Origin of the sequence: Anoxybacillus sp. MB8, from assembly GCF_011006755.1 — a bacterium.
GTDB classification, from domain to species: Bacteria; Bacillota; Bacilli; order Bacillales; family Anoxybacillaceae; genus Anoxybacillus; species Anoxybacillus gonensis.
On sequence record NZ_RXXX01000017.1, the window covers coordinates 1 to 19,392 of the forward strand.

The following is a 19,392-nucleotide window of genomic DNA, read 5'->3' on the forward strand; positions in this document are numbered from 1 at the left end:
TCTGATACGATTGATTCACCGGTTCTTCGTCATCCCAGTCTGTGAGGGACTTTCCAAAAAGTACACCTAGTAAATAAATAATGATTTGATATTGGGTCTTGATTATTTGAAGACATTTGATTAATAATTGAGGTAACAAGCTTGTCACTCCTTTGTTTGGATTGGGTGTGTGGTTACCTCAATCGTACCAAAAACAGCAGGGGTGGCAAGCTTTTTTTGTCGAAAACCGCATAAAATCAATAAAAACTTAGGGTATGTCTTTAAAACTTTTGACAATACCCATTTGTTAAAGGGGATGGGAAAATGAATTTTCAACTAAGTGAAGAACAGGAAATGATACGAAAAATGGTGCGCGACTTCGCGAAAAATGAAGTGGCACCGACAGCGGCGGAACGCGATGAAGAAGAACGATTTGATCGCAGCATTTTCAACAAAATGGCGGAGCTCGGTTTAACGGGCATTCCATGGCCAGAACAATACGGTGGCATCGGCAGCGACTATTTAGCATATGTGATCGCTGTTGAGGAGCTTTCCAAAGTGTGTGCCTCGACAGGAGTGACGCTATCCGCTCATATTTCGTTAGCGAGCTGGCCGATTTATAAATTTGGGACAGAACAACAAAAACAAACGTATTTACGGGCATTAGCGACAGGTGAAAAGCTTGGCGCATACGGTTTGTCTGAACCAGGGGCAGGTTCTGACGTTTCAGCGATGAAAACGCGTGCTGTTCGCGATGGCGACCATTACGTACTAAACGGTTCGAAAGTATGGATTACAAACGGTGGAGAAGCGGACATTTATGTCGTGTTTGCGGTTACTGACCCAGAGAAAAAGCATCGCGGCATTAGCGCATTTATTGTTGAAAAAGGAACGCCTGGGTTTTCGATCGGGAAAAAGGAGAAAAAGCTTGGCATTCGTTCATCGCCAACAACGGAGCTTATTTTTGAAGATTGTCGCATTCCAAAAGAAAATTTACTCGGGGAAGAAGGGGAAGGATTTAAAATTGCGATGATGACGCTCGACGGTGGACGAAATGGCATTGCGGCGCAGGCAGTTGGCATCGCGCAAGGGGCGTTAGATGCGGCGGTTGAATATGCAAAAGGGCGCGTTCAATTCGGCAAGCCAATTGCAGAACAACAAGGCATCGCTTTTAAACTAGCGGATATGGCAACGGCCATCGAAGCGGCACGTTTATTAACATATCAAGCAGCATGGCTCGAATCAAACGGCTTACCGTACGGAAAAGAATCAGCGATGGCAAAATTGTTTGCAGGGGATACAGCGATGAAAGTCACCGTTGAAGCGGTACAAATTTTCGGCGGTTACGGCTATACGAAAGATTATCCAGTAGAACGCTTTATGCGCGATGCAAAAATTACGCAAATTTATGAAGGCACGCAAGAAATTCAGCGCATCGTTATTTCAAGAATGTTAACGAAATAGGAGTGATGTAATGAAGAAGCGTGAAGTGCCCGCGTCTGTGAAAGACGAACGGCTTGTGAAAAAAAGGCGCAATCAAATGATTAAAGGGGCGATTTCGCTATTTAAACAAAAAGGGTTTCATCAAACGACGACGCGCGAAATTGCCCGCGCTTCTGGTTTTAGCATCGGAACGTTATACGAATACATTCGCAAAAAGGAAGACGTTCTTTATTTAGTATGCGACCGTATTTACGATGAAGTACGCGATCGCATGGAGCAAGCAATCGATACGACAAAAGGGGATTTAGACGGGTTAAAATTAGCCATTGATTACTATTTTCGTGTCGTTGACGAGCTGCAAGACGAAGTGCTCGTCATGTATCAAGAAGCGAAGTCGCTCGGCAAAGAATCGCTCCCGTACGTGTTAAATAAAGAATTGCAAATGGTGGCGATGTTTGAACATATTTTACGGCGCTGTGTCGACAACGGGGTATTTTCCCTTACAGAACAAGAAATTCAATTATTTGCACATAACATTTTCGTTCTCGGTCAAATGTGGGGGTTCCGTCGTTGGGCGTTGAAAAAAATGTATACGCTCGATGAATATATTGAATGGCAAACAAAGCTATTGCTTGAAGGCATTATGAAGCGGTAGCGAAAGGGGATGGGAGAAAGATGGCGCACATTTATCGTCCAAAACATCACGTTCGCTTTGTGACGGCATCGAGTTTGTTTGATGGGCACGATGCGGCCATTAACATTATGCGCCGCATTTTACAAGCGAGTGGAGCGGAGGTCATTCATCTAGGCCATAATCGCTCAGTAGAAGAAATTGTGAACGCTGCGATTCAAGAAGACGTACAAGGGATTGCTGTATCTTCGTATCAAGGCGGACATATGGAATTTTTTAAATATATGTATGATTTATTGCAGCAGCGAGGCGCTTCGCATATTCGCATTTACGGTGGCGGTGGCGGCGTAATTATTCCAAGGGAAATAAAAGAATTGCACGCGTATGGTATCGCTCGTATTTTTTCACCAGAAGACGGGCGGCGTTACGGGTTGCAAGGAATGATTAACATCATGATGGAAGAATGTGATTTCCCAACGGTCAGAGAAATAACAGATGAAGTGGAACGATTAGCAAATGGGGACGTTCAAGCGGTGGCGCGCTTAATTACTGTGTGTGAAAACCGCGTGAATGCCCATAGCGAAGTAGCTGCGACAGCAGAAGCAGTTTTACAACGGGTCAAAGCGATGGCCAAGCGCGTTCCCGTCATCGGGATTACTGGAACAGGTGGAGCCGGCAAAAGCTCGCTCACAGATGAGCTCGTCCGTCGCTTTTTAAATGAAATTCCCGAGAAAAAAGTGGCGATTTTATCGGTTGATCCGACAAAACAAAAAACGGGCGGTGCATTGCTTGGTGACCGTATTCGCATGAATGCGATTTCTTCGCCGCGCGTCTATATGCGCAGCTTAGCGACACGCAGTTCGCGTTCGGAATTGTCGCTTGCGATTCAAGATGCCATTGAAGTCGTCAAAGCGGCAGGTTTTGATTTAGTGATCGTAGAAACGAGCGGCATCGGTCAAGGCGATGCAGCGATTAAAGATATTTGTGATATTGCGATGTATGTGATGACGAGCGAGTTCGGTGCTCCATCGCAGCTTGAAAAAATCGATATGATCGATTACGCCGATCTGATCGTCATTAATAAATTTGAACGCAAAGGTTCAGAAGATGCGAAACGTCAAGTGCAAAAACAATATCAACGAAGCCATCAATTGTTTGATCGCGATGTGAGCGAAATGCCTGTATTCGGCACGATCGCAAGTCAATTTAACGACCCGGGAACAAATACGCTCTTTGTCGCATTAATCGACTTAATTAATGAGCGAATGGGAACAAATTGGACGACGACGTTGCAAAAAGTCGATCATGTCGAAAAACAAAATGTCATCATTCCGAACGAACGGCGCCATTATTTGCGCGAAATTGCTGATACGATTCGCCAATATCATCAACGCGTCAATGAGCAATGTGACATCGCTCGCCGCATATTTCAGCTTGAAGGCGCCATTGAAACGATGAACGAACGCCATGATGAAAAAGCGTTGGCAGCTTTGCAAGAGGCTAAGCGAACATATGAAGAAAAATTAACACCAGAGTCAAGAAAGTTATTAGCTTCATGGGAAGATGTGAAAAAGAAATATAGCGCAGAACAGTTTGTCACAAAAGTGCGCGATAAAGAAATTGTCACACCGTTAAAGACGAAAAGCTTAGCAGGTTTAAGCATTCCGAAAGTAGCGTTGCCGAAGTTTAAAGATTACGGGGAAATTTTACGCTGGCTTTATAAAGAAAACGTTCCGGGGGCATTTCCATTTACAGCTGGTGTTTTCCCGTTTAAACGGCAAGAGGAAGATCCGAAGCGACAATTTGCCGGAGAAGGTACGCCGGAGCGGACGAATCGCCGTTTCCATTACTTATGCAAAGACGACTCAGCGAAACGGTTAAGTACGGCATTCGACTCCGTGACGTTATATGGAGAAGATCCGAATGAACGTCCAGACATTTTCGGAAAAATAGGCGAGAGCGGTGTAAGCGTTTGTACATTAGATGATATGAAAAAGCTATACAAAGGTTTTGATTTGTGCGATCCGCTCACATCCGTGTCGATGACGATTAACGGCCCTGCGCCGATCATTTTAGCGATGTTTATGAATACAGCGATCGATCAACAAGTGGAAAAGAAAGAAGCAGAGCTTGGTCGAAAACTGACGCAAGAAGAATACGAACAAGTGAAAGCGCAGACGTTGCAGACGGTGCGTGGAACGGTCCAAGCGGATATTTTAAAAGAAGACCAAGGACAAAATACGTGCATTTTCTCAACGGAGTTTGCTTTACGTATGATGGGGGATATTCAACAATATTTTATCGACAACCGTGTGCGTAACTATTATTCTGTTTCCATCTCAGGCTATCATATTGCGGAAGCTGGAGCGAACCCGATTACACAATTGGCATTTACGCTGGCGAACGGCTTTACGTACGTCGAATATTATTTAAGTCGAGGCATGCATATTGATGACTTTGCACCAAACTTATCGTTTTTCTTCAGCAACGGTCTCGATCCAGAATATACAGTGATCGGTCGGGTAGCACGGCGCATTTGGGCGGTTGCGATGCGGGAGAAATACGGGGCGAACGAACGAAGTCAAAAGTTGAAATATCACGTACAAACATCAGGACGTTCCCTTCACGCCCAAGAAATTGATTTTAATGACATTCGTACAACATTACAGGCGCTCATGGCGCTTCATGATAACTGCAACTCACTTCATACGAACGCTTACGACGAGGCGATCACCACGCCGACTGAGGAGTCTGTTCGTCGTGCGATGGCGATTCAGCTTATCATTACAAAAGAACATGGGCTAACGAAAAACGAAAACCCGCTACAAGGCTCATTCATTATCGAAGAATTAACAGATTTAGTTGAAGAAGCGGTGTTGAGAGAGTTTGAGCGTCTCGATGAGCGTGGCGGTGTGCTTGGCGCGATGGAAATGCAATATCAGCGCGGCAAAATTCAAGATGAATCAATGTATTACGAAATGAAAAAACATAGCGGGGAACTGCCGATCATTGGCGTAAACACATATTTAAACCCGAATGCAGCAGTCGAAGAAGAAATCGAAAGCTTACAGCTCGCGCGCGCATCGTATGAAGAAAAGCAGCTTCAACTTGAAAACTTACGCAAATTCCATGAAGAACATAAAGACGAAGTGGAAGAAGCGCTTGCGCGGTTAAAACATGTCGCGGTAAGCGGAGGAAACATTTTCGCTGAGCTGATGGAGACAGTAAAAGTCGCTAGCTTAGGACAAATTACGAAGGCGTTGTATGAAGTCGGTGGACAATATCGCCGCAATATGTAATGTCGGGGGATGTCCCGACATTTTTTTTGGGCAACGCTCTAGCATAAAGTAAATGAATTTGTTTATAATGAATGGTATGGATTTTTGTTGTTTTCATACGTTGGAGAAAGGGAGTGCGGAAAGTGAGTTTGGAGCAATACTCTCAAGAACAATTGCGAGAGATGTCTTTCGTCGAACTTGCGTATTTGCTATTGTGTGAGAAAAAGCAAACGGTGTCTTTTCAAGAGATGGTCGAACAGCTAGTCGCGATTAAAGGATTATCTGAAAGCGAAGTGAGCGCGCGATTGGCGCAGTTTTATACAGATTTAAACGTCGATGGACGGTTTATTTGTATCGGGGAAACAGCTTGGGGCTTGCGCGCATGGTACCCATACGACCAAACAGAAGATGAAGCGGTACCTGTGGAGCGCGTGAAGAAGAAGAAAAAAGTCGCGGATGACTTTGATGACTTTGATGACATGATCGATGAAGACGAATTAGTATATGACGATTTAGATGAAGAATTATTAGACGATGAAGAGCTGTTAGACGATGACTTTGTATTAGATGAAGATGAAGAAGTAATCGATGATTTATTAGATGAAGAACTAAGTTTAGATGACGCCCCGCTTGATGAAGAGCTAGACGTCGTCGATGAAGAATTAGAGTTAGAAGAAGATGAGGAATTATAACCTTGACTTTTTACATCGATATATGTAGAATTCTGTTTGGGCTCTTTTCATAGAGATACGTTCGCTCCCTTACATATTTGTAAGCGGAGCGTTTTTATTTTTCCCCGAATTCGCACACACTGTAACTATTCCAAATGAGTTGAGGGGGAAGGTTTAATGACGAAATATATTTTTGTAACAGGTGGCGTCGTTTCATCGCTTGGGAAAGGAATTACGGCTGCTTCACTCGGTCGATTATTAAAAAATCGTGGCTTGAAAGTAACGATTCAAAAATTTGATCCGTACATTAACGTTGACCCAGGCACGATGAGTCCGTATCAACACGGAGAAGTGTTTGTCACAGATGACGGAGCGGAAACAGACTTAGATTTAGGTCATTATGAGCGCTTTATTGATATTAACTTAAACAAATATAGCAACGTGACAACAGGAAAAATTTATTCGACCGTATTGAAAAAGGAACGCCGTGGCGACTATTTAGGCGGAACGGTACAAGTTATTCCGCACATTACAAACGAAATTAAAGAACGCGTATTCAGAGCAGGACGTGAAACGAATGCCGATGTCGTCATTACTGAAATCGGTGGAACAGTTGGCGACATTGAATCTCTTCCGTTTTTGGAAGCTATTCGTCAAATCAAAAGCGACGTCGGTCGCGACAACGTGATGTATATTCATTGTACGCTCGTGCCGTACATTAAAGCAGCAGGTGAAATGAAGACGAAACCGACGCAACATAGCGTCAAAGAATTGCGCAGCTTAGGCATTCAGCCAAACGTCATCGTCGTGCGCACAGAAATGCCAATGTCTCAAGATATGAAAGATAAAATTGCTTTGTTCTGTGACATTGATCCGAAAGCGGTCATTGAAGCGCGCGATGCCGATACGTTATACGCTGTACCGCTCATGCTTCAAGAACAAAAGTTAGACCAAATTGTTTGTGAGCATTTAAAACTAAACTGCAACGAAGCGGATATGACAGAATGGATCGCACTCGTTGAAAAAGTGCGCAATTTATCAAATAAAACAACGATTGCGCTCGTCGGAAAATACGTTGAGCTTCAAGATGCGTACATTTCTGTCGTGGAAGCATTACGTCATGCAGGATATGCGTTTGATGCAGATATAGACATTCGTTGGATTAACTCTGAGCATGTCGATCGCGACAATGTGGCGCAGCTGCTTCAAGGAGTAAACGGTATTCTCGTTCCGGGCGGATTTGGCGATCGTGGAATCGAAGGAAAAATTGAGGCTATTCGCTATGCGCGTGAGCAACGCATCCCATTCCTCGGCATTTGTCTAGGTATGCAATTAGCATCTGTGGAGTTTGCTCGTCATGTCGTCGGGTTAAAAGATGCCCATTCGGCAGAAATCGATCCAAACACGCCACATCCGATTATCGACTTATTGCCAGAGCAAAAAGATATCGAAGATTTAGGCGGAACGCTTCGTCTCGGTTTATATCCGTGCAAGCTCGTTGAAGGAACGAAAGCATACGAAGCATATCAAGATGAAGTCATTTATGAGCGCCATCGCCATCGTTATGAATTTAACAATGAATATCGTACGGTGATGGAAGAAAACGGTTTTGTTTTTTCAGGGACAAGCCCAGATGGCCGTCTTGTAGAAATTATCGAATTGAAAGATCATCCGTGGTTTGTTGCGGCGCAGTTTCATCCGGAGTTTACATCTCGTCCGACGCGTCCACAGCCACTGTTCCGCGAATTTATTCGCGCATCGCTAGAAAAATAATAGAGGATGTCCGCTATGGGCATCCTCTTATTCATATTCGGCAACAATTTCTTTTGTCATCAGCACTAAACTATGATAAGCGAACAAAGCAACGACAGCGGAAGGGAAGCCGATCCGTGAGCCATCTTCTGTTGGGACGAGCGGCTGTTTCAAACATAAATCAATATGTACATCGACGTAATCAACGAGCGACGGTTTCGAACTCTCTGCGATAGATGACATACCGATCGTCCATATGTTTTGTTCGTGAAGCTGTTTTGCGATGCGAATCGCTTCTTCATCTGTGCAAAAGCGCGAAACGATGAGCACGCGGTCAGCGGTCGTTACTTCGTTCATGTTTAGAGGTTTAACGTTCGGCAATTTTTCAGCTCCGTGCAGCGCTTCAGCGACGACAGCTTCCATTTCGTCCATGCCGTAAACAAAAATGGTGCCGTCGCTAATGATCGCTTGGGCAAATAAACGGGCAGCATCTTCAAACTGCTCTTCTTCTTGCGCACTTATTCGCTGAAACACACCTGCAAGCTGCGTCGATAATATTTTTAACATAATCCATCTCCTTTTTATGCGACTTTCGCTTTTTGCTCATTATATTAAAAAATAAAAAAATGATCAAAATTAGAACATAAAGCAGGATAAATGGTAAAAATTTTGAAATAATGATACGATAATAAAAATAGCAGTTTTACATATGAAAAAGAGAAAATAAGAGGTGTTTATATGGCGGGGAAGATTTTGATTGTGGACGACCAGTTTGGCATTCGCATTTTATTAAACGAAGTGTTTCAAAAAGAAGGATATGAAACGTATCAGGCGGCAAACGGTGTTCAAGCGCTCGATTTGTTTGCGAAGCACTCCCCGGATTTAGTGTTGTTAGATATGAAAATTCCAGGCATGGACGGGGTAGAAATTTTAAAGAAGATGAAAGAAATGAATGAGCATGTAAAAGTCATCGTGATGACGGCTTACGGCGAACTCGATATGATTCATGAAACGAAAAAGCTCGGTGCGCTGACCCATTTTGCGAAACCTTTTGACATAGACGATATGCGTGATGCAGTGAAAAAATATATCGGTTAACCGTTGACAGCTTTTTGAACTTTTTTCACAAAGTTTTGTTCGTTTCGGTGAATAAGGTTGATGTGTGGAAACAAAGTTTGTTATTCTTATAATGTACATACTATTCGATGTCGTCTTGTATAAATTTGTCGTATTTTGGTCATTGTACATGTGAGAGGCGCTTTCGGATAGTGAATAATGGCTACATTTAAGGAGGATTTAGCGATGCCTTTAGTTTCAATGACGGAAATGCTTAAACAAGCATTGGCGGGCAAGTATGCGGTCGGTCAATTCAATATTAACAACTTAGAATGGACACAAGCGATTTTAGCAGCAGCGGAAGAAGAAAAATCCCCTGTGATCCTTGGCGTGTCTGAAGGAGCAGCTCGCTACATGGGCGGCTTTAAAACGGTTGTGAACATGGTGAAAGGATTAATGGAAGACATGAACATTACTGTTCCTGTCGCTATTCACCTTGACCATGGTTCAAGCTTTGAAAAATGTAAAGCAGCGATTGACGCTGGATTTACATCCGTTATGATCGATGCATCACATCATCCGTTTGAAGAAAACGTTGAAATTACATCAAAAGTTGTTGAGTACGCTCATGCGCGTGGTGTATCTGTTGAAGCTGAGTTAGGAACAGTCGGCGGACAAGAAGATGACGTTGTTGCAGAAGGAATTATTTATGCAAATCCAGATGAGTGCGAAGAACTTGTGAAGCGCACAGGCATTGACTGTTTAGCGCCAGCGCTCGGTTCTGTACACGGTCCATACAAAGGAGAGCCAAAATTAGGATTTAAAGAGATGGAAGAAATTCGCGATCGTACAGGTGTACCGCTCGTTTTACACGGTGGAACAGGTATCCCAACAGAACAAATTCAACGTGCCATTTCACTTGGTACATCTAAAATTAACGTAAATACAGAAAACCAAATGGCGTTTACAAAAGTTGTGCGCGAAGTGTTAGCGAAAGATGAAAAAGTGTACGATCCACGCAAATTCCTCGGCCCTGGCCGCGATGCGATTAAAGAAACAGTCATCGGCAAAATGCGCGAATTCGGTTCTTCCGGCAAAGCGTTGTAATACAAGCCGCACCGTTTCAGCCTTGCTGAAGCGGGCGGTTTTGTTTCATTCCATTTTTGAAAGCGTTTAGGAGGTTGAAAATTATGAAATTTTTTATTGACACGGCAAATATTGATGAAATTCGCCACGCTCATGAACTAGGCATTTTAGCGGGAGTAACAACAAACCCAAGCCTCGTCGCAAAAGAAAACGTGTCGTTCCACGATCGTCTTCGTGAAATTACTTCTCTCGTTTCCGGTTCCGTTAGTGCGGAAGTAATCGCAACGGATGCAGAAGGAATGATTGCAGAAGGGGAAGAATTAGCGAAAATCGCACCGAACATTACGATTAAAGTGCCGATGACGCCAGAAGGGTTAAAGGCGGTAAAAGTATTTAGCGAAAAAGGAATTAAAACAAATGTCACGCTCATTTTTAGCGCGAATCAAGCGTTGCTAGCGGCGCGTGCTGGTGCGACATACGTATCGCCGTTTTTAGGTCGTTTAGATGATATCGGTCATAACGGCTTAGAGTTAATTGAAACGATTGCGAACATTTTTGCCATTCACGACATTGATACAGAAATTATCGCGGCATCGATCCGTCATCCACAACATGTGACAGAGGCAGCATTAAAAGGTGCACATATTGCGACAGTACCTTACAACGTACTTATGCAACTATTTAAACATCCGCTTACAGATCAAGGCATCGAAAAGTTTTTAGCAGACTGGAATAAAGCAAACCAAAAATAATGATTGAGCAGTTTTCCGTCGCGTTCTAGGACTTGCTTTGCGAGAAGGGAGACACATATGGAAAAGTTAAAAATTGTCGGCGGTGACCTCCTTCAAGGCTCCGTGCGCATTAGTGGAGCGAAAAATAGCGCCGTCGCGCTCATTCCAGCCGCTATTTTAGCCAACTCACCTGTAGTCATTGAAGGGTTGCCGAACATTTCAGACGTTCATGTGTTAGGACAATTAATTGAAGAAATTGGCGGTACATTTCATTTTGACGAAAACGAAGTCGTCATTGACCCGTCGCATATCGTTTCCATGCCTTTGCCGAACGGAAAAGTAAAAAAATTGCGCGCGTCATATTACTTGATGGGCGCGATGCTTGGACGTTTTAAAAAAGCGGTCATCGGACTTCCGGGCGGTTGCCATTTAGGGCCGCGCCCCATTGATCAGCACATTAAAGGATTTGAGGCGCTTGGCGCGAAAGTGACTAACGAGCAAGGAGCGATTTATTTACGGGCGGAAGAGCTTCGTGGAGCGCGCATTTATTTGGACGTTGTCAGCGTTGGAGCGACGATTAACATTATGTTAGCCGCCGTCTTAGCAAAAGGAAGAACAATTATTGAAAACGCGGCAAAAGAGCCGGAAATTATTGACGTTGCGACGCTGTTGACGAACATGGGGGCACGCATTAAAGGAGCGGGAACAGACGTCATTCGCATTGACGGTGTAGAACAGTTGCACGGTTGCCGCCATTCCATTATTCCGGATCGCATTGAAGCAGGAACGTATATGATTATCGGTGCGGCCATGGGGAAAGAAATGATTATTGACAACGTCATTCCGCAACATTTAGAAGCAGTCATTGCAAAAATGCGAGAAATGGGTGTTGTTGTTGAAACGAGCGATGACCAAATTTTTATTGCGACGAAAGATCATCTTCGTGCCGTCGATATTAAAACGCTCGTTTACCCTGGCTTTCCGACCGATTTACAACAGCCATTCACTTCACTATTAACGAAAGCGTCTGGGACGAGCATTGTGACAGATACGATTTATAGTGCCCGATTTAAACATATTGATGAATTGCGGCGCATGAACGCCAATGTGAAAGTCGAAGGACGGTCAGCCATTATTACAGGTCCATCACGACTACAAGGAGCAAAAGTGCGCGCAACCGATTTGCGTGCGGGTGCTGCGCTTGTCGTCGCCGGATTAATGGCCGAAGGGGTTACAGAAATTACAGGATTAGAACATATTGATCGCGGCTACAGCAACTTAGTTGACAAACTTGTCAACCTTGGCGCTACCGTTTGGCGCGAACAAATGACAGAACAAGAAATCGAGCAACTGAAGAACACATAATGCACCAAAGGGGAGAGGGAGAAACGATGGAAAGAAGTTTATCGATGGAGCTTGTCCGTGTCACAGAAGCTGCTGCATTAGCTGCAGCCCGCTGGATGGGGCGTGGGAAAAAAGACGAAGCAGATGAAGCTGCCACGTCTGCGATGCGCGACGTATTTGATACGATTCCGATGAAAGGAACGGTCGTCATCGGTGAAGGGGAAATGGACGAAGCACCGATGCTATATATTGGGGAAAAGCTTGGCAACGGGTACGGTCCGCGCGTTGATGTGGCGGTTGATCCGCTTGAAGGAACGAACATTGTCGCTTCTGGCGGGTGGAACGCGTTAGCGGTCGTCGCTGTGGCGGATCACGGCAATTTGCTTCATGCGCCAGATATGTACATGGACAAAATTGCGGTTGGGCCAGAAGCGGTCGGCATGATCGACATTAACGCTCCAATTATCGATAATTTAAAAGCGGTTGCCAAAGCGAAAAATAAAGATATTGAAGACGTTGTGGCGATCATTTTAAATCGCCCGCGCCACGAGCGCATCATTGCGGAGTTGCGTGAAGCAGGCGCGCGCATTAAGCTCATTAATGACGGTGACGTCGCTGCCGCAATTAATACAGCATTTGATCATACAGGTGTAGACATTTTATTTGGGTCAGGAGGCGCTCCAGAAGGGGTGTTAGCGGCTGTGGCGCTCAAATGTCTCGGCGGGGAAATACAAGGGAAGCTATTGCCACAAAACGATGCCGAACTAGAGCGATGCAAAAAAATGGGGTTAGATGTAAACCGTGTATTGCGCATGGAAGATCTCGTAAAAGGGGACGATGCCATTTTTGCCGCAACAGGTGTAACGGACGGAGAATTGTTGCGCGGTGTGCAATTTAAAGGAACATACGGCGAGACGCACTCTGTTGTCATGCGTGCGAAATCAGGCACCGTTCGTTTCATTGAAGGGCGCCATAGCTTAAGGAAAAAGCCGAACCTCGTCATCAAATAATCGCGAGATGCGCGAACTTTTCGCGCTCTCGCTCTTTTTCTATTGATTGACAATATAAAAAAAGGGTAAAATAGTCATGTTACGTTTCTTCTCGTAATCATCTTTTCATCTTCGCTGTTTCCATCCAAAAGAGCAATTCATGAAAATTAAATAAAAGAGTGGTGTAAGTATGGAGTTAGGAGATTTAACGATTGCAACGCTAGAAAATATGACCATTAAAGAGCTATATGAATTAGCTCGTCAATACAAAATTTCATATTACAGTAAACTGACAAAGAAAGAATTGATTTTTGCCATTTTAAAAGCGCGCGCTGAACAAGACGGCCTCTTTTTCATGGAAGGCGTGCTTGAAATTATTCAATCAGAAGGATTTGGCTTTTTGCGTCCAATTAACTATTCCCCTAGTTCGGAAGATATTTATATTTCCGCATCGCAAATTCGTCGCTTTGATTTGCGCAACGGTGATAAAGTATCAGGAAAAGTGCGCCCGCCAAAAGAAAATGAACGGTATTTCGGCTTGCTGCACGTCGAGGCAGTAAACGGTGAAGACCCAGAAATTGCGAAAGAACGCGTTCACTTCCCGGCGCTAACACCGCTTTATCCGAACCGACAAATGAAGCTAGAGACGACACCAGACAAGCTATCTACTCGCCTCATTGATTTGATTGCTCCGATCGGATTTGGCCAGCGCGGTTTAATTGTCGCGCCTCCGAAAGCGGGAAAAACGATGTTGTTAAAAGAAATTGCCAACAGCATTACAACAAATCACCCAGATGTTGAACTCATCGTTTTGCTTATTGATGAGCGTCCAGAAGAAGTGACGGATATTGAACGTTCTGTATCGGCGGATGTCGTCAGCTCGACGTTTGATGAAGTGCCAGAAAACCATATTAAAGTGGCGGAGCTTGTGCTTGAACGTGCGATGCGCCTCGTTGAACATAAGCGTGATGTCGTTATCTTAATGGATAGTATTACGCGTTTAGCGCGCGCATACAACTTAGTCATTCCTCCAAGCGGACGCACGTTATCGGGAGGAATTGACCCGGCCGCATTCCACCGTCCGAAACGGTTTTTTGGAGCGGCGCGAAACATCGAAGAAGGGGGCAGCTTAACGATTTTAGCGACTGCTCTTGTCGATACAGGTTCGCGCATGGACGATGTCATTTACGAAGAATTTAAAGGAACAGGAAATATGGAGCTTCATCTCGATCGCTCATTAGCGGAAAAACGAATTTTCCCTGCCATCGACATTCGTCGTTCGGGCACGCGAAAAGAAGAATTATTAATTCCAAAAGAACATTTAGAAAAATTGTGGGCCATTCGTAAAACGATGTCAGATACGCCAGACTTTATTGAGCGATTTATTCATCGATTAAAGCAAACGAAAACGAACGAAGAGTTTTTTGCGATGTTAGATGAAGAGTGGAAAGCAGCCGGAAATTTAAAACGGTTATAAATGGATAGTTGCAAAACAGCGATACGGTTGTTATAATTTTATCATGTGTGTTTTTCATTGCATATAAACTCTGTTTCGAAAAGATTCAGGGCGGAAGGAGATGAAATGAGATGAAAGCAGGAATCCATCCAAACTATAAAAAAGTGATGGTTAAATGCGCGTGTGGAAACGAGTTTGAGAGCGGTTCTGTAAAAGACGAAGTGCGCGTAGAAATTTGCTCAGCGTGCCACCCATTCTATACAGGACGTCAAAAATTCGCTTCTGCTGCAGGACGTGTTGATAAATTTAACAAAAAATACGGCCTTAAGTAATCCGTATGTTATGAAAACAGGCAAGCGAACTTCTTTTCACTTGCCTGTTTTTTTCGTGAAAGTTTGAAAGAAAGGGGTCGCCCTGATGTATGTCATGAAGCAATCCGGCTGGCTAGAAGTCATTTGCGGGAGCATGTTTTCCGGAAAATCGGAGGAGCTCATTCGTCGCGTACGACGCGCGCAGTTTGCGAAACAAGAAGTGAAAGTGTTTAAGCCAGCGATCGATAATCGATATAGCGAAGAAGCAGTCGTTTCTCATAATGGAACATCTGTTATCGCCATCCCTGTTTCTTGTGCGCTAGACATTCGAAAGCACATCTCCACACATACGGATGTTGTGGCAATCGATGAAGTGCAATTTTTTGACGAACATGTCGTTGATGTTGTTCAACAGCTCGCCGATGAAGGATACCGTGTCATCGTCGCTGGGTTAGATCAAGATTTTCGCGGCGAACCGTTCGGCCCTGTCCCGACGTTAATGTCTATCGCTGAATCGGTGACAAAGCTACAAGCTGTTTGTACCGTTTGCGGTTCCCCTGCATCGCGCACACAGCGGCTCATTAATGGGCGTCCAGCATCTTACCACGATCCCGTCATTTTAATCGGAGCCAGTGAATCGTACGAACCACGATGCCGCCATCATCATGAAGTGCCTGATCATCCAAAGAAAAATAAAACATGTAAAGAAACGGCCACTCGTCCATAAGGGCGAGTTTTTTCATATGGTCGTTTATGATATAATGAAAAGTCGAGGTGAGAAAAATGTTCGATCGTTTACAGGCGGTAGAAGCCCGTTATGAAAAATTAAATGAACTATTAATGGATCCAGAAGTATTAAATGACCCGAAAAAATTACGTGATTATTCAAAAGAACAGTCCGATTTAGCGGAGACGGTACAAACGTATCGGGAATATAAATCGGTGCGCGAACAGTTGGCGGATGCGAAAGCGATGCTTGAAGAAAAGCTTGATCCGGATATGCGCGACATGGTGAAAGAAGAAATTAGCGAACTAGAAGAGCGCGAAGAACAGCTTGTTGAAAAGTTAAAAGTATTGTTGCTTCCAAAAGATCCGAATGACGATAAAAACGTCATTATGGAAATTCGCGGAGCAGCAGGTGGAGAGGAAGCGGCGCTTTTTGCAGGCGATTTGTATCGCATGTATACGCGCTATGCCGAGTCGCAAGGATGGAAAACAGAAGTGATTGAAGCACATCCGACAGGACTTGGTGGCTATAAAGAAATTATTTTCATGATTCAAGGAAAAGGGGCATATTCGAAATTAAAATTTGAAAACGGTGCCCATCGTGTGCAGCGTGTACCAGAGACAGAATCAGGCGGACGCATTCATACGTCAACGGCGACAGTCGCTTGCTTGCCGGAGATGGAAGAAATCGAAATTGAAATTAACGAAAAAGATATTCGTGTTGATACGTTTGCATCGAGCGGTCCGGGCGGGCAAAGCGTCAATACGACGATGTCAGCTGTTCGTTTAACTCACATCCCAACAGGCATTGTCGTGTCTTGCCAAGATGAAAAATCGCAAATTAAAAATAAAGAAAAAGCGATGAAAGTATTGCGTGCGCGCATTTACGATAAATATCAACAAGAAGCGCGTGCAGAATACGATCAAACGCGCAAACAAGCGGTCGGAACAGGCGATCGTTCCGAGCGGATTCGCACGTACAACTTTCCTCAAAATCGCGTCACCGATCATCGTATCGGATTGACGATTCAAAAACTTGATCAAGTGTTAGAAGGAAAATTAGATGAAATTATCGATGCGCTCATTTTAGACGATCAATCGAAAAAATTGGAGCAAGCGAACAATGAGCAGTAAAATATATGAAGTCCTCCAATGGGCTTCTTCTTTTTTCCGAGAGCATGGGAAGGAAGAAACGGCTGCGGAATGGTTATTGCGTCATCATTTACACATGACGCGTGCGCAACTATTCGCTAATTTGCGCGAGCCGATCGATGAAACATGCAAACAAACATTTATGGCGGATGTAAAAAAACATGCGCTAGAGCATATCCCGATTCAATATTTAATCGGATATGAACAGTTTTACGGACGGATGTTTATCGTCAATGAACACGTATTAATTCCGCGCCCAGAAACAGAAGAGCTTATTTCTCATGTGCTTGCCCGAACAACTGAAAAGCCGCTTTCCGTCGTTGATGTCGGAACAGGAAGCGGAGCGATTGCAGTGACGTTGTCGTTAGAGCGACCAACGTGGCATGTGTACGGCGTGGATATTGCGGCTTCATCGCTTGAAGTGGCGAAGCGAAATGCCGATCAGCTTGGCGCTTGCGTTCATTGGTTAGAAGGGGATTTACTGCAACCGATCATCGACCGTGGCATACAAGTAGATGTTGTCGTTTCTAATCCGCCATACATCCCCGCACACGACATTCCGACGTTATCGCCTATCGTGCAAAAAGAGCCGCTTCGAGCGCTCGTCGGTGGCGAAGATGGGTTGTTATTTTATCGTCGTTTAGCGAACGAACTTCCACATGTCGTTACCCCGCAGGCGCTTATTGCGTTTGAAATCGGTCACGGACAAGGGCAAGCGGTGCAAACGATGTTGCAACAAGCATTTCCTTCGGCGCGCATTGACGTCCTGTTTGATATAAACGGCAAAGAGCGCATCGTCATCGCCGATCTCGCTTCCGAGTAACATCGGAAGCTTTTTTATATTTTTTCATTTTCATAGTTTATCAACTTCTCTTTCTGGTTACACTGCATAACAAGAAAGGGGAGGTAAACGATGAACAAATACGTTATCATTTTATATATGACAATCGTGATGATTGGGGGCATTGTCACGATATATGGGCAACAAACAGAGGCGCAAAGCGATGTTGTCATTCCAAACGAAGCGGTACGGTTGCGCATTTTAGCAAATAGTGACTCACGAGAGGATCAAGCATTAAAACGCGCGGTTCGCGACGCAGTAAATGAACAAATAACAACGTGGGTTAGCGACTTAACGTCATTTGAAGAGGCGAAACAAGTCATTTCCCAACATGTGCCAGACATTGAACAAACGGTCGCTCGCGTTCTTCATGAGAAGAAGAGTAATCAATCGTACAACGTGACGTTTGGACGCGTGTCATTTCCGACGAAAATATACGGATCATATATATATCCAGCAGGTGAGTATGATGCCGTATTAATTACGCTCGGTAAAGGGGAAGGAGCAAACTGGTGGTGTGTCTTGTTTCCTCCGCTCTGTTTTCTCGACTTTTCCACAGGTGAAGCCGTTCGTCCTGTGGAAAAACAAATAGAGCAACAAGAACGAATGGATGAACAACCGCTTGTCGTGGAAGACGAACAGCAAGTAGAAGTGAAATTTTTCGTGGCGGAAGTATGGAAGAAGCTCATTCATTAACATATCCACAAATTTATCAACAAAAACAAAGGACTTATTCACAATTTGTGGACAATTATTGTGTATTTTGTGCAAATCTTTTATACTCATTGAAGCGAAAAGTTGCAAATGCGTATGAAATGTCGATAAAAAGCAAGCGATTTGAATATTTATGAGGTGAAAGCGTTGAAGACACATGTGTTTTTTGTGGATAAAAATGTGGATGACTTAAATACTTATCCACACATTTTGCAAGCCGCTTCGTATTTACAGCGAGGGGAGCTTGTCGCTTTTCCGACAGAAACGGTGTATGGTCTTGGTGCGAACGCGATGTCCACGGCTGCTGTGGAAAACATTTTTGTCGCCAAAGGAAGGCCAAGCGATAATCCACTGATTGTCCACATTGCGACAAAGGAGCAATTGCACGATATTGCCTGCGACATTCCCCCTGTCGCACACACATTGATGGACCATTTTTGGCCTGGACCGTTGACGCTTATTCTTCCAAAAAAAGAAGCCGTGTCTCCACGTGTGACGGCAGGGTTGAACACGGTAGCCGTTCGCATGCCGAATCATCCGATTGCCCTTGCGCTCATTCAGGCAAGCGGTCTGCCTATTGCTGCGCCAAGTGCGAATCGTTCCGGAAGACCAAGTCCGACGACGGCTAAACATGTGTTGGATGATTTAGATGGACGCATTGCGGCCATTGTGGATGGAGGGGCAACTGGCGTCGGGGTGGAATCGACGGTTATTGACTGCACGACAGCCATTCCGACGATTTTACGACCGGGTGGCGTAACAAAAGAGGACATTGAACAAGTGATCGGTGTTGTGGATATCGATCGTGCGCTTGTGGAAAAAGGAGCGGTGCCGAAATCTCCGGGAATGAAATATACACATTATGCTCCGAAAGCACCGTTAATTGTCGTCAACGGTTCTTCGACTTTTTTGCAACAACTTGTGAATGAAAAGCGCGCCAACGGCTTAAGAGTAGGAGTGTTGACGACGGAAGAACATCGTCACATATATGAAGCTGACGTTGTCATTCCTTGTGGGCGACGGAGCGATTTACGGACGGTTGCTCAACATTTATATGATGTACTGCGAGCGTTTGATGAAACGAATGTGGATATCATTTATAGTGAGTCTTTCCCGAATGAGGGGATGGGTGTAGCCATTATGAACCGTTTATTAAAAGCAGCAGGTCATGAACAAATCATGGAAAAATGATGTCTAAACTCCCTAGGGGGTGCATATGTTAACGTGAAGGC

Annotated in this window: 18 protein-coding genes; 17 read left to right on the plus strand and 1 reads right to left on the minus strand. The window is 44.4% G+C overall.

What is annotated here, in order from left to right; translation table 11 throughout:
• The first annotated feature begins 303 nt into the window (after positions 1-303).
• The 5 genes from EKC99_RS07740 to EKC99_RS07760 all read left to right on the plus strand — a co-directional run bounded on the left by EKC99_RS07740 (position 304) and on the right by EKC99_RS07760 (position 7,775).
• On the plus strand, positions 304-1,443 hold the full coding sequence (locus tag EKC99_RS07740; protein ID WP_163151306.1) for an acyl-CoA dehydrogenase: 1,140 nt from the start codon (positions 304-306) through the stop codon (positions 1,441-1,443).
• A 10-nt stretch (positions 1,444-1,453) separates the two neighbouring features.
• Entirely contained in the window at positions 1,454-2,077 is a 624-nt protein-coding gene (locus EKC99_RS07745) for a TetR/AcrR family transcriptional regulator (protein WP_009360987.1), read from the plus strand.
• Positions 2,078-2,097: 20 nt separating this feature from the next.
• Complete coding sequence (gene icmF / locus EKC99_RS07750) at positions 2,098-5,352, plus strand: fused isobutyryl-CoA mutase/GTPase IcmF (protein ID WP_163151308.1); 3,255 nt, start codon at positions 2,098-2,100, stop codon at positions 5,350-5,352.
• A gap of 122 nt (positions 5,353-5,474) precedes the next feature.
• Complete coding sequence (gene rpoE, locus EKC99_RS07755) at positions 5,475-6,023, plus strand: DNA-directed RNA polymerase subunit delta (protein WP_033383649.1); 549 nt, start codon at positions 5,475-5,477, stop codon at positions 6,021-6,023.
• Positions 6,024-6,179: 156 nt separating this feature from the next.
• A complete protein-coding gene (locus EKC99_RS07760) occupies positions 6,180-7,775 on the plus strand; it encodes a CTP synthase (protein ID WP_019418644.1) in 1,596 nt (531 codons plus the stop codon).
• 27 nt (positions 7,776-7,802) lie between these two features.
• Here the strand turns inward: EKC99_RS07760 and EKC99_RS07765 are convergent, their stop codons facing one another.
• The gene (locus tag EKC99_RS07765; protein ID WP_009360983.1) at positions 7,803-8,321 is read right to left on the minus strand and encodes a DUF2529 domain-containing protein; all 519 of its coding nucleotides are present in this window, start codon (positions 8,319-8,321) and stop codon (positions 7,803-7,805) included.
• Positions 8,322-8,492: 171 nt separating this feature from the next.
• On the opposite strand from EKC99_RS07765, the gene EKC99_RS07770 reads away from it, so the two are divergent.
• From EKC99_RS07770 to EKC99_RS07825, 12 genes are all read left to right on the plus strand, one after another.
• Positions 8,493-8,852, plus strand: coding sequence for a response regulator (locus EKC99_RS07770; protein ID WP_009360982.1), 360 nt, complete (start codon positions 8,493-8,495; stop codon positions 8,850-8,852).
• 204 nt (positions 8,853-9,056) lie between these two features.
• On the plus strand, positions 9,057-9,917 hold the full coding sequence (locus tag EKC99_RS07775) for a class II fructose-bisphosphate aldolase (protein WP_009360981.1): 861 nt from the start codon (positions 9,057-9,059) through the stop codon (positions 9,915-9,917).
• A gap of 83 nt (positions 9,918-10,000) precedes the next feature.
• Positions 10,001-10,648 (plus strand): fructose-6-phosphate aldolase, encoded by a 648-nt coding sequence (fsa, locus tag EKC99_RS07780; protein ID WP_009360980.1) that lies wholly within the window; start codon positions 10,001-10,003, stop codon positions 10,646-10,648.
• 57 nt (positions 10,649-10,705) lie between these two features.
• Positions 10,706-11,992 (plus strand): UDP-N-acetylglucosamine 1-carboxyvinyltransferase, encoded by a 1,287-nt coding sequence (locus EKC99_RS07785; protein WP_009360979.1) that lies wholly within the window; start codon positions 10,706-10,708, stop codon positions 11,990-11,992.
• Positions 11,993-12,018: 26 nt separating this feature from the next.
• Entirely contained in the window at positions 12,019-12,981 is a 963-nt protein-coding gene (gene glpX / locus EKC99_RS07790; protein ID WP_009360978.1) for a class II fructose-bisphosphatase, read from the plus strand.
• Positions 12,982-13,150: 169 nt separating this feature from the next.
• Entirely contained in the window at positions 13,151-14,437 is a 1,287-nt protein-coding gene (gene rho / locus EKC99_RS07795; RefSeq protein ID WP_019418641.1) for a transcription termination factor Rho, read from the plus strand.
• 110 nt (positions 14,438-14,547) lie between these two features.
• On the plus strand, positions 14,548-14,748 hold the full coding sequence (gene rpmE / locus EKC99_RS07800) for a 50S ribosomal protein L31 (RefSeq protein WP_003397039.1): 201 nt from the start codon (positions 14,548-14,550) through the stop codon (positions 14,746-14,748).
• An 85-nt stretch (positions 14,749-14,833) separates the two neighbouring features.
• A complete protein-coding gene (locus EKC99_RS07805; RefSeq protein ID WP_019418640.1) occupies positions 14,834-15,454 on the plus strand; it encodes a thymidine kinase in 621 nt (206 codons plus the stop codon).
• Between the two features lie 56 nt (positions 15,455-15,510).
• Positions 15,511-16,587 (plus strand): peptide chain release factor 1, encoded by a 1,077-nt coding sequence (prfA, locus tag EKC99_RS07810; protein ID WP_006320978.1) that lies wholly within the window; start codon positions 15,511-15,513, stop codon positions 16,585-16,587.
• Complete coding sequence (gene prmC, locus EKC99_RS07815) at positions 16,577-17,428, plus strand: peptide chain release factor N(5)-glutamine methyltransferase (RefSeq protein WP_163151310.1); 852 nt, start codon at positions 16,577-16,579, stop codon at positions 17,426-17,428. The genes prfA and prmC overlap by 11 nt, the downstream gene beginning before the upstream one ends.
• A 90-nt stretch (positions 17,429-17,518) precedes the next feature.
• Positions 17,519-18,142 (plus strand): stage II sporulation protein R, encoded by a 624-nt coding sequence (spoIIR, locus tag EKC99_RS07820; protein ID WP_163151312.1) that lies wholly within the window; start codon positions 17,519-17,521, stop codon positions 18,140-18,142.
• Positions 18,143-18,307: 165 nt separating this feature from the next.
• Positions 18,308-19,351 carry an L-threonylcarbamoyladenylate synthase gene (locus tag EKC99_RS07825; RefSeq protein WP_163151314.1) on the plus strand — a complete coding sequence of 348 codons (1,044 nt, stop codon included), beginning with the start codon at positions 18,308-18,310 and terminating at the stop codon, positions 19,349-19,351.
• The last annotated feature ends 41 nt before the right edge of the window (positions 19,352-19,392 follow it).

Coding starts and splice junctions, on each gene's coding strand:
- EKC99_RS07740 (WP_163151306.1), top strand. CDS start 304: ATGAATTTTCAACTAAGTGAAGAACAGGAAATGATACGAAAAATGGTG.
- EKC99_RS07745 (WP_009360987.1), top strand. CDS start 1,454: ATGAAGAAGCGTGAAGTGCCCGCGTCTGTGAAAGACGAACGGCTTGTG.
- icmF (WP_163151308.1), top strand. CDS start 2,098: ATGGCGCACATTTATCGTCCAAAACATCACGTTCGCTTTGTGACGGCA.
- EKC99_RS07760 (WP_019418644.1), top strand. CDS start 6,180: ATGACGAAATATATTTTTGTAACAGGTGGCGTCGTTTCATCGCTTGGG.
- EKC99_RS07765 (WP_009360983.1), bottom strand. CDS start 8,321: ATGTTAAAAATATTATCGACGCAGCTTGCAGGTGTGTTTCAGCGAATA.
- EKC99_RS07770 (WP_009360982.1), top strand. CDS start 8,493: ATGGCGGGGAAGATTTTGATTGTGGACGACCAGTTTGGCATTCGCATT.
- EKC99_RS07775 (WP_009360981.1), top strand. CDS start 9,057: ATGCCTTTAGTTTCAATGACGGAAATGCTTAAACAAGCATTGGCGGGC.
- fsa (WP_009360980.1), top strand. CDS start 10,001: ATGAAATTTTTTATTGACACGGCAAATATTGATGAAATTCGCCACGCT.
- EKC99_RS07785 (WP_009360979.1), top strand. CDS start 10,706: ATGGAAAAGTTAAAAATTGTCGGCGGTGACCTCCTTCAAGGCTCCGTG.
- glpX (WP_009360978.1), top strand. CDS start 12,019: ATGGAAAGAAGTTTATCGATGGAGCTTGTCCGTGTCACAGAAGCTGCT.
- rho (WP_019418641.1), top strand. CDS start 13,151: ATGGAGTTAGGAGATTTAACGATTGCAACGCTAGAAAATATGACCATT.
- rpmE (WP_003397039.1), top strand. CDS start 14,548: ATGAAAGCAGGAATCCATCCAAACTATAAAAAAGTGATGGTTAAATGC.
- EKC99_RS07805 (WP_019418640.1), top strand. CDS start 14,834: ATGTATGTCATGAAGCAATCCGGCTGGCTAGAAGTCATTTGCGGGAGC.
- prfA (WP_006320978.1), top strand. CDS start 15,511: ATGTTCGATCGTTTACAGGCGGTAGAAGCCCGTTATGAAAAATTAAAT.
- prmC (WP_163151310.1), top strand. CDS start 16,577: ATGAGCAGTAAAATATATGAAGTCCTCCAATGGGCTTCTTCTTTTTTC.
- spoIIR (WP_163151312.1), top strand. CDS start 17,519: ATGAACAAATACGTTATCATTTTATATATGACAATCGTGATGATTGGG.